Annotated in this window: 18 protein-coding genes; 8 read left to right on the top strand and 10 right to left on the bottom strand. The window is 40.0% G+C overall.

Features of this window, described 5'->3' with window-relative positions:
* The 5 genes from D464_RS0112050 to D464_RS12800 all read left to right on the top strand — a co-directional run.
* Window positions 1–276, top strand: a 276-nt coding sequence (locus D464_RS0112050; RefSeq protein ID WP_018911342.1) for a transposase, incomplete at its 5' end; no start/stop codon positions are given.
* A gap of 48 nt (window positions 277–324) precedes the next feature.
* Window positions 325–1,560 carry a site-specific integrase gene (locus tag D464_RS0112045; RefSeq protein ID WP_018911592.1) on the top strand — a complete coding sequence of 412 codons (1,236 nt, stop codon included), beginning with the start codon at window positions 325–327 and terminating at the stop codon, window positions 1,558–1,560.
* A 340-nt stretch (window positions 1,561–1,900) separates the two neighbouring features.
* Window positions 1,901–2,539 (top strand): tyrosine-type recombinase/integrase, encoded by a 639-nt coding sequence (locus D464_RS14025; RefSeq protein WP_238309167.1) that lies wholly within the window; start codon window positions 1,901–1,903, stop codon window positions 2,537–2,539.
* Window positions 2,540–2,541: 2 nt separating this feature from the next.
* The gene (locus D464_RS0112035) at window positions 2,542–3,576 is read left to right on the top strand and encodes a site-specific integrase (protein WP_018911590.1); all 1,035 of its coding nucleotides are present in this window, start codon (window positions 2,542–2,544) and stop codon (window positions 3,574–3,576) included.
* Between the two features lie 5 nt (window positions 3,577–3,581).
* A complete protein-coding gene (locus D464_RS12800) occupies window positions 3,582–4,067 on the top strand; it encodes a glycoside hydrolase family protein (protein WP_018911589.1) in 486 nt (161 codons plus the stop codon).
* Window positions 4,068–4,161: 94 nt separating this feature from the next.
* Here the strand turns inward: D464_RS12800 and D464_RS0112025 are convergent, their stop codons facing one another.
* The 3 genes from D464_RS0112025 to D464_RS0112010 all read right to left on the bottom strand — a co-directional run bounded on the left by D464_RS0112025 (window position 4,162) and on the right by D464_RS0112010 (window position 6,338).
* Window positions 4,162–4,845, bottom strand: coding sequence for an MAE_28990/MAE_18760 family HEPN-like nuclease (locus tag D464_RS0112025; protein WP_018911588.1), 684 nt, complete (start codon window positions 4,843–4,845; stop codon window positions 4,162–4,164).
* Complete coding sequence (locus D464_RS0112020) at window positions 4,832–5,932, bottom strand: DUF262 domain-containing protein (RefSeq protein ID WP_018911587.1); 1,101 nt, start codon at window positions 5,930–5,932, stop codon at window positions 4,832–4,834. Before D464_RS0112020 ends, D464_RS0112025 begins: the two co-directional genes overlap by 14 nt.
* 175 nt (window positions 5,933–6,107) lie before the next feature.
* Window positions 6,108–6,338 (bottom strand): hypothetical protein, encoded by a 231-nt coding sequence (locus D464_RS0112010; RefSeq protein ID WP_018911586.1) that lies wholly within the window; start codon window positions 6,336–6,338, stop codon window positions 6,108–6,110.
* A 258-nt stretch (window positions 6,339–6,596) separates the two neighbouring features.
* Here D464_RS0112010 and D464_RS0112005 point away from each other — a divergent pair, with 258 nt between their 5' ends.
* The 3 genes from D464_RS0112005 to D464_RS0111995 are packed head-to-tail and all read left to right on the top strand — an operon-like array spanning window position 6,597 to window position 9,872.
* The gene (locus tag D464_RS0112005; RefSeq protein ID WP_018911585.1) at window positions 6,597–7,847 is read left to right on the top strand and encodes a site-specific integrase; all 1,251 of its coding nucleotides are present in this window, start codon (window positions 6,597–6,599) and stop codon (window positions 7,845–7,847) included.
* A complete protein-coding gene (locus D464_RS0112000) occupies window positions 7,840–8,853 on the top strand; it encodes a tyrosine-type recombinase/integrase (RefSeq protein ID WP_232726875.1) in 1,014 nt (337 codons plus the stop codon). The genes D464_RS0112005 and D464_RS0112000 overlap by 8 nt, the downstream gene beginning before the upstream one ends.
* Entirely contained in the window at window positions 8,850–9,872 is a 1,023-nt protein-coding gene (locus tag D464_RS0111995) for a tyrosine-type recombinase/integrase (RefSeq protein ID WP_018911583.1), read from the top strand. Before D464_RS0112000 ends, D464_RS0111995 begins: the two co-directional genes overlap by 4 nt.
* A gap of 57 nt (window positions 9,873–9,929) precedes the next feature.
* Here D464_RS0111995 and D464_RS0111990 read toward each other — a convergent pair whose 3' ends face one another.
* From D464_RS0111990 to D464_RS0111950, 7 genes are all read right to left on the bottom strand, one after another.
* Entirely contained in the window at window positions 9,930–10,166 is a 237-nt protein-coding gene (locus tag D464_RS0111990) for a hypothetical protein (protein ID WP_018911582.1), read from the bottom strand.
* 27 nt (window positions 10,167–10,193) lie between these two features.
* The gene (locus D464_RS0111985) at window positions 10,194–11,468 is read right to left on the bottom strand and encodes a PcfJ domain-containing protein (RefSeq protein ID WP_018911581.1); all 1,275 of its coding nucleotides are present in this window, start codon (window positions 11,466–11,468) and stop codon (window positions 10,194–10,196) included.
* 4 nt (window positions 11,469–11,472) lie between these two features.
* Window positions 11,473–11,892: a PcfK-like family protein gene (locus D464_RS0111980; RefSeq protein ID WP_004343791.1), complete on the bottom strand. Its 420-nt coding sequence runs from the start codon at window positions 11,890–11,892 to the stop codon at window positions 11,473–11,475.
* A gap of 22 nt (window positions 11,893–11,914) precedes the next feature.
* On the bottom strand, window positions 11,915–12,346 hold the full coding sequence (locus D464_RS0111975; protein WP_018911580.1) for a hypothetical protein: 432 nt from the start codon (window positions 12,344–12,346) through the stop codon (window positions 11,915–11,917).
* A gap of 683 nt (window positions 12,347–13,029) precedes the next feature.
* Window positions 13,030–13,377, bottom strand: a complete 348-nt coding sequence (locus D464_RS0111960; protein ID WP_018911579.1) for a hypothetical protein — start codon at window positions 13,375–13,377, stop codon at window positions 13,030–13,032.
* 137 nt (window positions 13,378–13,514) lie between these two features.
* Window positions 13,515–13,982: a DUF1896 domain-containing protein gene (locus tag D464_RS0111955; protein WP_018911578.1), complete on the bottom strand. Its 468-nt coding sequence runs from the start codon at window positions 13,980–13,982 to the stop codon at window positions 13,515–13,517.
* A 25-nt stretch (window positions 13,983–14,007) separates the two neighbouring features.
* On the bottom strand, window positions 14,008–15,212 hold a 1,205-nt coding region (locus tag D464_RS0111950), incomplete at its 5' end, for a site-specific integrase (RefSeq protein ID WP_018911577.1).

Genomic DNA, 15,212 nt, shown 5'->3' with positions numbered 1-15,212 from the left:
GTTGACGGAATACAGCTTATAACCAAATTGAAAAGTAACATGAAAGGATGTTTAATGAGTGTTTCAGACAGACTTTTACTCAGAAAAAGAGCCATTATAGAAACGGTGAATGATGAACTTAAGAACATTGCACAAGTAGAGCACTCCAGACATAGATGCTTTGACAATTTCATCGTCAACTTATTAGGAGCCATTGCCGCCTATTGTCTGTTTCCAAAGAAGCCTTGTATTAATAATGTACAAAGGACTATGGACACACAGCTTGCATTGTTCTGAATTCGTCGAACTCACGTTAATATATGTTCAATCATAAATATTAGACCTATGGAACAACAGGAAATTCAAACATTAATCAACAGATGTGTTGATTATCTTTCCGCGAGAGGTTATACACCAAATCGCATCAAAGAAATCCAACGATTATGGACAAGTGGAATTGTAAAGTTCATGAACAATTCTAGTAAATCAGTATATACTTCTGATGTTGGTGAATTGTTCGTGCAAGAACTTATTGCCAGTGAGCCTACGAGACCTGTACTTAAAGAGAAACTTCTCAGTATAAGGATACTGAATGACATGCTTGAAAACGGAGAAATCCGAAGAAGGAATTGGTGCCATGTTCAGTATGAACTGAAAGGTTTTCTCACCACGGAAATGGAAAAATATCTCAACCATCTCAAGGAACTGCGTAGAAGCCCTAAAACATTAGGTGATTACAGAAGAATCCTTAGTGGCTTTCAAAAGCATCTGCAAAATCGTGGACTTTCACGGATTGTAGAAATAGACGAAGCTGCGATTACCTCCTTTGTCGCAGCGTATCCATCGAACAAGACGCAGGTATTTCACTCTGTAAAGACCTTGTTTCTTTATTGGGTTTCTGAACACATCATCAATCCATCGTGGCTGGATTTCTTTAAGAATTACAAGGTCAAGCAAAAGGAACGTGTATACTCATTCTACACCACAGATGAAGTCCGTTTAGTGGAACAGTCCGTTAAAAGGAGCAATCCAGTCGGAAAACGGAACTATGCCATCCTACTTTTGGCTTCACGGCTGGGGCTAAGAGCTCACGATATTGCCAATGTGAAATTCTCAGATATAGATTGGGAAAAGAACCTAATCACAATAATCACCCAAAAGACCGGCAGGAAAGTGGAATTGCCCCTGCTTGCCGATGTGGGGAATGCCATAATTGAATATTTACGATATGGAAGGAAGAGGTCCGATGAGGAAGTAGTGTTCCTGTCTTGCCATCCACCATTTGAAAAACTATGCGGAAGCACTATTGGATGTATCATTTCAAAAATAATATGCAGGTCCGGTGTCGAAATCAACGGACGCCATCACGGTTCCCATTGTCTTCGGCATTCCCTCGCAACAGCCATGCTGGCAGATGGTTCCTCTATCCCCGTAATATCTGAGGCACTTGGGCATAGAAACAGCCAGACAACCATGTCGTATATTAATGTGGATATTCAATCTATGAGGAAATGTTCTCTTCCGGTTCCTTCAATATCGGATAGTTTTTATATGCAGAAAGGAGGATATTTTTATGACTAAACAAGTTGAATACAAGAGCGTTTTAGCTCCATACATGGACATTATGCTGAACGTCAAGCTCTCTTTTGGATATTCAGCCCAACAAATGAAATACATATTGAAAGAATTTGATGATTTTGCCATGAGCCGGGATTTACGGAACCCCTGTATAAGTGAAGAAATGATAAAGGAGTGGCGAAAGGGCAGAGTAAATGATAGTGAAACTACCATTTACCATAAATTCTGCGTTTGGAGAGAGTTGGCAATACTTATGGGGCGGCACGGCTGTGAATGCTATATCCCGAGATTGCCGAGATACAAGCCGTCAAGTTTCACTCCTTACATATATAGCAAAGAGGAAATGAAGAGGATATTTAAGGAGTCTGACAAACTCGGGAATGGCAAAAACTATATAAATGCGGCATTGATGGCAATACCTGTCATACTGAGGTTACTATATAGCACTGGGATGAGAGTGTCAGAAGCTACAACACTCAAAAACGAGGACGTCTTTCTTGACAGGCATTATATCCATCTTCGAAAAACAAAGAACGGTCATGAAAGACTTGTGCCTCTTGGAGATGATATGGTTGCAGAACTACGACGGTATGAGACGTTTAGGAATCGAATACCTGCCAATTATATTACCAATCCCGGCAATCCCTTTTTCATAAAACTGGATGGTCTTCCAGTCAAGTCAGATTCCGTCAGACTTTATTTCAGGTCTATTCTCGACAAGTGCGATATAAACTTTGTCGGCGACAAGAAAGGTCCGCGCATACACGATTTGCGGCATACCTTCGCGGTGCATGCCATGCTGCAAATGGTCAATCAAGGTATGGATCTCTATACATGCCTGCCCATACTGTCTGCCGCATTGGGACATCGCACATTAAGGTCGACGGAAAAATATGTAAGACTGACACAGGCGATGTATCCCGAGGTGGCACAGAAAAGTACGGGAATGGACGCCTTCATTTATAACGTAATACTCGATTGACGATGAGAACAGATACCGATTTTGCAAAACAAATTAGCAGATATTTATCCGAATATCTTCCACATGAACGAAATGTCTGCCCTAACACAATCTTGTCGTACAGGGATGCATTTGTCCAATATGTTGAATTTATGAGAGAAAAGAAAGGAATAAAGGTGGAGAAGCTCAGACTGGAAAACTTCACTAAGGACAACGTACTCTGCTTTCTTAATCATCTTACTGACGAAAAGCATTGTTCTGTAAAGACCAGAAACCAGCGTCTGGCCGTTATAAAATCATTTTCAACATGGTTGCAATATGTTGAAGTCGGAAGAATGGAACAATGGCAGAAAATCCGTTCAATCCCGGCAATGAGGGATATGGAGCGCAAACTTAATTACCTGACATTGGAAGGTGTTAAACTTTTGTTGGAACAGCCTGATGCGAACACGCCAAAAGGACAGAGGCACTTGGCGATATTGGCTCTAATGTATGAAACGGGAATGAGGGTACAGGAACTCGCAGACCTGACTGTAGATTCCGTCAGACTGGATGTTGAGCCATATACTATCCGAATTGTAGGCAAAGGGCGAAAAACCCGCATTGTCCCTCTGTTCAAGAGCATTGTGGACATACTCCGCATTTATTTAAAAAGCGAGCAGCATGTTTTGAAAAGTGCCTCCATTCAGCATCCTCTATTCTACAATACCCGAGGAGAAAGGCTTACAAGAGCGGGAATTACATATATTCTGAAGACATATTCGGATTTGGCAAGGAAGAAGAATAAAGGAATCATACCCGGGAGAATAAGCTGTCACATGCTTCGTCACAGCAAAGCGATGCATCTTCTGCAAGCAGGTGTAAGTTTGGTATATATAAGAGATTTGTTGGGACATGTATCTATCGAAACAACCGAAATATATGCTCGTACAGATTCCAAAGCGAAAAGAAAAGCACTTGAAAAAGTGTCATTGACCATAACATCAAACGATGCGAATAAGGCACAATGGGAAGGTAACGTAAGTCTTCTTCAATGGCTGAAAGGGTATGGTAAGTAATTATTATGGAAAGTCTAACTGTAAAGTTATATGTTCATATCATTAGATATCAATGGACTTCTCAGAAGACTTTCCATAATAAAGTTGTATTCATAATTGTCGTAGTAAAATACTTTGAGGGACTGCACAACTGGAAGAATTATCCGTATGTTGGCTATGGGCATCAGCTGCAGCCGGGCGAGCATTTCTCTTCCAATATGACGGAACGACAGGCGAACTCGCTACTCCGTGCCGACCTTTGGAAATGCTTCGAACACTTCAAGGGCTATGGCAAGGATGCCCTGCTGCTCAGCCTACTTGCCTATAATGTGGGTGTGGGACGATTGTTTGGTTATGGAAAGTACCCCAAAAGTAGGCTGTTGCGAAAGATTGAGGCAGGAGACAGAAATATCTATCGGGAGTATGTTTCGTTCTGCCGATACAAGGGAAAGGTCTTGAAAGAACTGGTGAAACGCAGACAGGTAGAATTTGCCTTGTTGTTTTCCCTTTGACCATATTTGGAACTCTGATGAATTTGGTGACTTCATCAGAGTCCTCAATATAGACCATTAGTCTTCCTAATAATGCTTCTATTTGTTTGTATATCTATTTTTTATACTTCTTATTTGAAATGTATTGCTCGACTTGATTTATAAAGAATGAAAGGAAATCCAATGTATCTGTTTTATATTTTATTATATCAGAAAGCAATATAGTTGATCCAAAATTAGAATAATTTATATCTCCATGAGCAAGATGGTTTCGTGCATCCTTAACAGCCTTCAATGTAATAGCGACTGCTTCTTTATTTGGTATGGCTCCCAATTGTAATTTAAAATCTTTGCATACATTAAGGATCGTTTTAAGATCAACATTCCCATTAAAACGTCCTATCGCATTAGCGAAAAGTATATCAGAGCTTATGTTGCCTATTATTTTTTTAGTTCGTGCAATACGGGTTTTAATTGAATCTCCAGTGGTCATCATAGATCTTAACCATTGGTCACGCAAAGAATCTTCAAGTTCATGATACTTTAGATGTTCATCTTTTATAGCATCAAATATCGCTAAAATACATTCCACAACTGTTGCTTCGATTATATTGTATAACATCAAGACAGCATGACTTCTCATACATTTTTGTTGAGTTGAAGTAACTAATAGTGCCGAAGTCGTTGTTGGATTTGGCAACATGATATTTTTATATGTTTCAATAGAATCAATAAATTCTAATAAAGAGAAAAAATCATTGATATCCTCAATGCTTTGATTGAATTTATTTTTTTGCATCTGCCAAATATGAAGTTTTCACGTAATCTATTCTTTTCAATATTTTTTTTGCCGTATGAGTGTGGTAGCGTCCTTCTATGGTTTCAAAGAAACTATTTCTATTATGTTTGTCAACAATAAGACCATCTAATTTATGGGGCTGAATATTAGGATTTTCTTTCAAAGCCATATAAACGCCAATAGCTATTGCTTCAAAATATGGTTTAGAGACACCTACTGCATTTGGTTTCTTGGCAAACCCTTGTCCTTCATAAGTCTTTGATATAAAATCCACCATCTGGTCAAATGCTACCTTCTTATTTTTTAGTTCGTCTTCCGTAAAATTCTTATTTCCGTTATCAAGATATTCATCAAGGTATTTTGCAACTCCTTTATTTTCAACCTGGCGATAGTTAGGATACGCATCAATGAATGCAAAGAAGCGCAGGATTAGTTCTTCTTCTTCATGTCGTTTTTCTGCAAACTTAGTAAAAGGACACAAGACTTTAAACTTCTCACTTTTAGCAAGTTCTGTTATAAAAGTCATAAACTCACCTCGATAAACGCCACGACGTGTTTCCATTGGAACCAAAGGAACACTACTGGTATTGATACGGTCAAACATTTCTTTTCGTACTTCTTCTGTGGCACGAGAAGATAGAACTATCATACGAATAGCAATATTTTTAAACATTCGTTGAGTAGCTGAAGGTAATTGCTCAAATCGGATATCATTAAACTCCGTCAATTTTTCAAGCCCCTTTAATTGAAGGTCATTTGATAAAAATGCAGCCATTGTACGAATACGTTGAGAACCATCAACAATCTCAAGACGCCCTGTTTCCTGAATTTCTGCCGTAAATATAAAAGGTACAGGTAATCCTAATAATAATGATTCTATAAATCGAGACTGTCTAGTAATATCCCAAACAAATTCACGCTGATAGTCAGGCACATATATTTCATTATCATCTTTATCTATATTTGTAAGATACTTTGCGACATAAAACTCTATAGTGAGTTCTCTCATATCAAAAGAAACCAATTTTTGTTCATTGGATAATTGTTCTTGAATATTTTTTAGTTTTTCTTCACTTAATGTATTCATATGCAATCTTATATTATAAATGAAATGATACTGCAAAAGTATAAAAAAATAGTAATATACAGATAGACTTCTGCGTCTTTATTTATTTCAGATTGGAACAATGACTTCTTTGCTCCTTTCTTTATCCGCTTAGGCTCACAAAAGAAAGGAGCGGTCGGCAAATCTGCCGACCGCATTACTCAGTCTGTTCTTCTTGAACGGTTATCTGTGTCATCTTTACATCGGGGTGTGCGGAGAAAGCCCAATTTATTTCGTCATCGGGCAAAGTGCTGTGAACGCTTCCTCCCATAACCAGCCCACAATCTTGCAGGACTTTTAGCCGTGCGTCTTCCTTGCTCTCCGCAACCACATCAAACACTCCATCGAAGATGTATTGCGTCCGAACTCTGTAAACTTTCTTTTTCATAATCTTAAAATTCAACTTTTAATAATCTGTATTCTTTTGGCTCTCCATTGGACAGTCTGCGGTGTTTAAGCCAATTATCAAAAGATTTTGATAATTGGCTTTATCACAAGAAAAATAAAATCAAAAGTAAGTCGTGCTTATTTTTTTATCATCTGCTTTTCAGTAACACTTGTGATAATATTTATTAGATAATATCAGTCAAAATCCTTATTATTGCATTAGGTTGACAAAGTTGTCATCTGTTAAATATTTAGGATTATGCAAATAAAATCAGTAGCCCGTAAAGATTTGATTCCTTTTGCGGAAAAGGCTTTTTTTGTCTACAAGTTATCGGCAGAGCAGATGAGATGCTGTCTCAAAGGCTGTGCCTTTCTCTGTAGATATATGGAATCGCATGATGTATGTGAATATACTTCCCATGTAGGTGAACAATGTATCAACTATCTGTACGAACAGAGCATAAACAAGTACAGATGCCGGCAAGTAATACCTGCAATTCAAGCATTAAATGCTTATATTGAGGGACAAGAGACTTTTGTTGTCCCGCAATATTCTCGATACCAATACAAAGACTATCCATTTCCGGGAGAAATAGGTTTGGCGGCATTGGAGTTTATAAAGAGATACAGTGAAGAAAGCCGTGTCCGTAAAGAAACGGTCCGACAGTATAGGTTTCAACTGAATAACTTTTCTGTATTGATGGAGATTCATGGAATTAAACTTTCTACATTGTCGGATAAGGACATTTATGCTTTCATCAGTTCACGGCATAATATACAGTCGGACTGCTTTTCTTCATTAAGGCGTTTCCTTTCCTATCTTTTCACGACAGGTAAGATAAACAGGGACTTGTCAAAACTTTTGATTAACATGCCTCGTCAGAGAGGAACCAAACTTCCCTCTTATTACGAGAAAGAAGAAGTGTTGGCTATTGAGCATGCGGTTTGCAGAAGTAGCAGCAAGGGAAAAAGAGATTATGCCATGATATTGCTCGCTTCCAGATTAGGTCTAAGGGGTTCTGATATAGTAGGTTTCAGCCTTGACAATTTGGACTGGGAGAATAATATCATACGATTGACCCAGCAAAAGACCGGAAAGGATATCATTCTTCCTCTATTGGCTGAAGTCGGAAACGCATTAGCCGAATATCTTCGTTACGTACGTCCGCAGTCGAACCTGAAGACTGTCTTTCTATCTTTGAGCCCTCCAATCCGACCGTTGTCAATAGGAACTTTCAGATGTATTCTGGTGGAATATTTTCGAGAAGCAGGTATCAAATTTCAAGAAAGGCATCACGGTCCCCATAGCTTAAGGCACAGTTTGGCTGCACGAATGTTAGAAAACGGGACCTCTATGCCTGTTATTTCCGAAGTACTCGGGCACAGTACAACCGAACCCACACTCTCTTATTTGAAAATTGACATTAATACCTTGCTGCAGTGTTCTCTTTCCGTACCTCCTGTTAATGATGAATTTTATAATCAGAAAGGAGGTGTTCTGTATGGTTAATCAAATGAAATATAGCAGCGTACTTTCACCATATATGTATGCATATATCAAGGAGAAAGAGGCTGTCGGACATGCTGTAACTCAAACCAAATGGTTCTTTCATGAATTGGATATCTATTTTCAACAGAACAATCTGACTTCCATACAAATCACCAAAGAAATATATGATGGCTGGTATGAGTGGGCATCCGTCAACCGTAAGCGTACTACGGTGCATGCTAAGGTACTAATGATGACAGCCTTTCTTAAATATATGTGCACAGTCGGGAATGATTGTTACATGCCGTACCCTCATAAGAACCCTCCGTCAGATTTTATTCCTTATGTCTTTTCACATGAGGAAATAGAAGAAATTTTTAAAGAGTGTGATAGGCTGAGAATTGCAGGCCAATACCATTCCCATACAGTATTAATGGCGTTACCTTCGTTAATCCGGTTACTTTATTGTACAGGATTGAGAATAAACGAAGCGTTGAAGATTCGGAATCAAGATGTTCACTTTGACAGGCATGTCATTGTCGTGGATAGTCTCAAAAATCACATTCAGCGTTTTGTCCCTATAAACACAAGCCTTGAAATTGTATTACGACAATATATAAGCTACAGGGACAGACTATCCATCCCCGGCATTACCGCCTCGGACAGCTATCTGTTCGTATCCGGTACGGGAAAAAGAATTGATTCCAGTACGGTAAGCCGGTGGTTTCATAAGATAATAATCAATGCCGGAATGCCTTATGTCGGCAATCATGACGGGCCAAGGGTACATGATCTCCGTCATACGGCATGTGTTCACACTATGGTTAATATGGTTCGTAACGGGATGGACATATACTGCACGCTTCCAATTCTTGCAACCCTCATGGGACATAAAAATCCCATGAATACAGAGTATTACCTAAGACTTACCCAAAGTATGTATCCAGAGTTAATAAGCGAATTTCCAAACGTCATATCCGGCATCGATATGCGCAGGACAGAAACATTTAATATTATACAAGAATGAATGAATATGAAGATTTTGCGAGGTGCGTGGAAAAGTTTTTCATGGAATACCTTGTCAAGGAACGTGGAACAAGTCATCATACGATACGTTCATATCGTGACACGTTTGTCTTGTTTATTACTTACATGCAAGACAAGGAACAAGTGAAAGCAGAGAACCTTTCATTTGGCCATATCAACCGAAAAACGCTTGTGAGTTTTCTTAATTGGCTTCAAGACGAACGTCGGAGTTCTGCAAGCACCCGAAACCAAAGATACGCGGCAATCCGTTCTTTTTTCAGATTTATGATTTATGAAGATCCAAAGCATATGTCACAATGGAAAGACATTTGTACCATACGGCTGAAAAAAGATTCTAAGAAAAGCATTTCTTATCTTTCGATTAATGCGGTAAAGTGTTTGTTGGGACAAGTACCTAAAGACACGAAACATGGGCGAAGGGATATGACATTGTTGGCTTTGATGTACCACACAGGAGCACGAGTACAAGAAATCATTGATTTAACCCCTGAGTCTGTCAGGGCTTCAAAACCCTATACGATCGAATTACTGGGCAAAGGGGCAAAAAGAAGAATCGTTCCAATAGAGGACGGAATAATGCATCTATTGGTAGAATACATGGCAGAACAGGATTTGGATTCGTTTACAGATCGGAGCCGTCCTCTTTTCAGTAATTGTTGGGGAGAAAAGCTTACCACTACGGGTGTGACATACATATTGCAAAAATATGTCTCCATTGCCAAAATAAAAAATACAGAGTTGTTCCCCAGCGTTGTAAGTCCCCATGTACTCCGGCATTCCAGAGCAATGCACTTGTTGCAGGCTGGAGTTAATCTTATATACATAAGAGATCTGCTCGGACATGTTTCAATACAAACAACAGAAATTTATGCAAGAGCAGATTCTAAATTAAAAAGAGAAGCATTGGAAAAGGCGTATGAAGATATAGCAAATCCGGTAATAGAAAGGACTTGGGAGAAAGACCCTAAATTAAAAACTTTCTTGAAAGGACTTGTTTAGCACTAATAAAATCAAAAGTGACAAATAAAAGAACTCATTTATAAATCAGTGATTTAGCTAAAGAGAGCCAACGTCACTTTTGATTTTATTTTTCTTGTGATAAAGCCAAAAGTGATGTGCGCCATAGCCGTATGCAAAGAACTTGTCAAGCTCTGTTTCTTCGGCTATTTTATTGATAGCCGACCTTAACTCCTCTTTGTTGTCGGATAGGGTTATTGCATTAATAACCCTAATGAGAATATGCGGTATCTCGTCCGCCCAATTGTAGATAATGTTTTCAATCTCTGTTTTCATATCTCTGATAATTTAATGGTTCATACTTTATGCTGTTGCTTTCATTCTTCGGCTTATAAGACCTCGATTGGCATTGACAAGGTTTACTATCTGCTCGTGGTATTCCGTGTTCTTGTTGCACACTCCACGACTTTGCACCACTTCCAAAGTTTGTAATGATACTTCAATGGTTTCTATTCGCTTGCCTTCAATGGTAGCCGAAAGGATAAGGGAGTCTTCCTTAAGGTAGTATGCATTAGAAAATACGCAATGGTGCATTGATACACCTTCTTCCAAATGCTCCTGCACGCTCTCTAATACGTGGACTTGAATAGTGCCATCTGTAAAACAGATACCGAAAAACTTGGATTTGAGTTCCTTGAAACGCTTTTCGTCTTCCATTGCCTTCTTTTGCTTCTGTTCTATCTCCTCCCTTTCACGCACTCTGAGAAGCTCCTCGTGTCTGCGGTCGTGTTCGCCTTTAAGGTCTGTTGGGCATAAATATTTTGGATTATGAATATCCTTTCCTAATCTTCTAAGTATATCTACATAATCACTCCAAAGGGAAATATCCACAATCTCATAGCCGTTACGGACTGCAATCTTGTAAGATTGCCATAGTTCTTCAAAAGTTCTCTTGTTGCCAAGAAAGTAACGTAAATGCTCTGTGCGACCTGCTTTTAGCAATGTTTCCACTCGGCTGTCTGTAAGTAATGCAGGAATAAGCTGGGTAGGTACGATGCCATAGAAATTATCCTTAAAACCATTTCTACGAAGTATGTCTGTAACCTTGAACTTCGGATATATCGGTGAGTAGGCAATATGCTGATAGGCTTCATTATCGTTGCGTATCGCCATAGGACTATAATAGGAAAATGTATCAACATAGTGTCCCAATACCCTCTGTATGGCAACTACGGCTTTTCGTCCCTGCATATTCCACCAATATTGCCCAATCTCAATTATAGAAGTCTGTGCTTTGTAACCTTTCTCCATACCCACAATAAGTAGGAACATACGCAATACTTGAAACTCTCCACAAGTGGTAAGTAGGGTGAAATACTGCTTCTGCTGCAACTTGCGCTCGTATGTTTCCTTGACCTGCAACTTTGCCCTGCAATGAGGGCAAGTGCAAGTTTCTCTATGTTTGTCCATTACCCAACTATGCCCACAATCCATACAAGTAGTGCGACCTTTTGGCAAGCGGTAGGCGAAGTGGTCTATGCACTCACGAAATGCCCACTTACTTTGTGTCGTGGTTATCGGGCGAAGATGCTTGCTTTGTTCCAAAACTGCCTTTTCAAATTTGTTTCTCGGTTTCATAGGCTTAAAAATCGAATAGTGATGGTTGTACTTGGGTTGTCGCGTTCTCAGTCTTTTTCACTCGTGCGTTACGGCTCTGTAACTTAGCAAGTTCCTCACGCTGATATTGCTTAATGGCTTCCTGCCTTGCTTCGGCTTTTTCTTCCTCTGTGAGTTCTACAATGTGATTGACGGCAACTTGGCAAGAAATAGCCTTACCCACCTCTATATCGTCTTCATCGTAGTAGTGAACAGCCATAGAGAAGATTTCATCATCATCAAAGCCGTTGCAACCGCTTTTCTGCACTTCATTAAGAATGTAGGTGATGCACTCCTCGATATTCTTGTTCGGTTTCATCAAGTTAGGGGCAAACAAGGGGTCTGTCATAGCACGCTGATTAAGATATTCGGCTATTGTCCGTGTGAAATGTTCTGTTCCTTTCATTGTCGTATATGTTTTGATGTTGTTAATACTTGGGAATTTCTACTATTTGATTGATGCGCCCATATAGGTAGGCTCTTAGGCTTGTTCTGTTGGGTGCGTAATACTCTGTCCATTGTCCATACTGATTGACAAGATATTTCTTCAGTACATCAAAGAAATCAAAGCGATAGCCTTGTAAGGGAACGGCTGTTCGGAAATAGGTGTTTGAGTTCACTGCCTCACATAGCCAATTCTTTTCTTCACGGCTCATACACTCACCACGATAGAGTTTCATACGTAGGAGATATACTTTGCTATTACAAAGGCTCTCCAAAGGGGGAACATCCCATTGTACAAACTTAATTGCCAACACTTGCTCACTTTTTTCAGCCATAGGGTTAATGCGGTAATGAGAGGAGGATCTATATCCTTTTTCTTTCATCGAAGATGTTGTATTTACTTTTTGCTTATCCATAGCGACATTTTTTTTATGCGTCCAAAGATCGGAGTATGCTGATTTTTCGGGCAAGCCCTCAACAACTCGTCCTTTTTGTAGCAAAATAGAGGTAGCGGGGTGGGCTTGCACAAGGTTTTGGCGGAAAATACAACCCGTAGGTGTGGAGATTTTCCAGACAAACCAAGTGGCACTGACCTTGGGAAAGCCACAAGCCCCGTACTACCTTTGCGGATAAAAAGGGAACAGCATCCGTCTTCTTCATTTCGCATATTGTGGAGCATTGGAAAGGAAGCGAAAGTGCAACGCCCATAGTGGAAAACAGAAAAGGTGGCTATCTCAAAATGCGAGATAACCACCCGATAAAAACCGCCCATCAGCTGGCAAGGCTGATAGGACTAAACATATTACCTTTTAGGGTAACTTCTACAATGCTCTCTTACAAACTCCCACTTGCCAAGGCGAAAACGTGTATACGCACGAACATGTACAGGCTTGTTCTAACAACACTGGACCTTTTTGAGATTTTGAGACAGAGCTCTATTCCATAAGGTCTAAAAAGAATAGAGATGTCTAATATTATGTATCTTCATAATTTTAACCTGTAGCTTTTATCCATTGAACTTTATTGTCCAGTGGGAACTACAAGGAATGCAAAGGTACATAGTTTCATGGAAATAAACAAAAGTTATTCCTTTTATTGCTCAAAGCAAGCAGAGCAAAATTGCACCGAGAAAGGCAATCCAAAATATGTATTTTAGCAGCGTAAAGGTAACTTGGAGAATGACTCTGACAATAAAGCGCAGCATCAGAAAACCTGCAATGACTGACACGGTGGTTACGACTTGCGGCGTTACAATCTTCGAGATAAGCCAAATGGCACCGATAACGATAGAAAGCAGGATAGTGAGTTCGATGAAGCGTGTCCAACCGAAGTGACGGACTTGCTTGGGAGAAGTCGGCTGCTGCTTGATATTATCGGTTTTGTTCGATGCGTCTGCCTTGATGAAGGTAGGTGTGTGAACGTCTTGATTCATGATGATTGTATTCATATCGGAGCTTTTAATAGTTCAAGAGCAATAACAAGATACTCTTCCACACAAAGCCAAGTGTTTGTAAAACTATTGGTGTGTGGAGCGGAGCGTTTATCTTGGCTCTTGAAACTACAAAAGCTCCCGATGGTGTTACATCAAGTTATGTTCTCACCGCCTATCGTTGGCAGACCATTGACCTCAATGAGCAGAACGATTGTCCCTGTCAGTTCGGTGTAGAGTTTCTCATACTCTGGACTTGCACCAAAGTCGTCTGTCAGTTCGTACTTATTGAAAATGCTTTGCACAGCCTTATTCTTCAGAAGTATTGGCACCAGTCTTTCAGGGAGTGGGGAGGGCAGCTCTTTCTCGAACTCATTCTCTAAGACAGATACAAGCGTGTCATACTTGGAAAAGTGCAAACCTTGGTATAAGACTTCACTTGCCATTGTCTCTGCTTCGGGATGCGAGAAGCCCTGTGCCACTGCATCGCAGTAGGAGGTAAGTGCTTCGTCGGCTCTTGCCGTTATGAATGGGTCGTTACTCAGCATTTCGGGGAAATGCTCACTAAGATAAGTCTCTAACTTCAAACGGAAGTAGGAAAGCTCTTTCTTTGTTGTTGTCATAATCTTCTTGGTTTAGGGTTGTACATTATTTTGAGTTGATGCCCATAGCAACTTTGAACTTGTCTAACTTGCCAGCCAACTGTTCCATATCGTGTTCTATCTTCTTATTGGTTATACGGGCATAAATTTGTGTCGTTTTAATGTTGGTATGTCCCAGCATCTTCGACACACTTTCCATAGGAACGCCCTTGCTGAGCGACATGGTCGCAAATGTATGCCGGGCAAGATGGAAGGTCAGATTCTTCTTGACACCACAAAGGTCGGCAATTTCTTTTAAATATGCGTTGGTTTTCTGATTCGTTAGGATGGGAAATAGTCTGCCGTTCCGATAGGTCTTATGACTGTACTTGGCGATGATACTCTTGGGAATGTCAAGCAATAAAACATTTGTCTCCACACTTGTTTTCTGTCTCTTGGTCATAATCCACTGCTTATCATCAAGTGTTACGATATTGTCCGGTGTGAGATTGGAAACATCAATATATGCCAGACCTGTGAAACATGAAAAGATGAAAACATCCCTTACTAACTCCAAGCGTTGAATAGCAAAATCCTTGTTGGCTATCTTCATAATTTCCTCATCCGTGAGAAAACCACGATTTACCGGCTCCAAGTGGAAACGATGATTGAGGAATGGGTCGTGAAGAAGATAGCCACGCTTTTGCGCATAGATGGTCACGGTTTTCAGTGCCTTCAATTTCTTGACTGATGTGTTATAGGCACACCCAGCCGCCGTACTCAGGTACAGCTCAAAGTCCTGTACTACGGATGGCGTGAACTCTGCCAGTCCAATATCTTTCTTCCCATACTTATAGATAAGGAATTCTGCGAAATGCCTTCTTAAAACGCTGTACTTTTGCAGGCTGTCCTTGCTGATGGTATGTCCGACACGCTGTCTGACATCTTCTTTGAACTTGTCGAATATAGGGAGAAAGGTCGTGTACTCCCTGTCTTTTCCTATAAAGAAAGAACGGATTTTCTCCAATGACAGGGACTCGTCATCCTCAAACTTGCGGTAAATTCCATTCAATGTAGTGGAAATAGAGTCCAATGCGGCATTGACGGATAAGCTTTCTGCCGTCCTACCTTTAAGCCGGCTTGTGGCATTATTCCACATTGTCTTATCCACGAAAATTTTCGTAGAGCCAAAATTTGCCATTTCTCCGTTAAGGAATACACGGAGCATTACAGGCGACTTTCCTTCTTTGTTCTCATAGTTTGAGCGTAGGT

This window comes from Prevotella veroralis DSM 19559 = JCM 6290 (assembly GCF_000377625.1).
Lineage (GTDB): Bacteria > Bacteroidota > Bacteroidia > Bacteroidales > Bacteroidaceae > Prevotella > Prevotella veroralis.
Note: the sequence above shows the minus strand (reverse complement) of the source record. Positions and strands in the feature narration are given on the sequence as shown.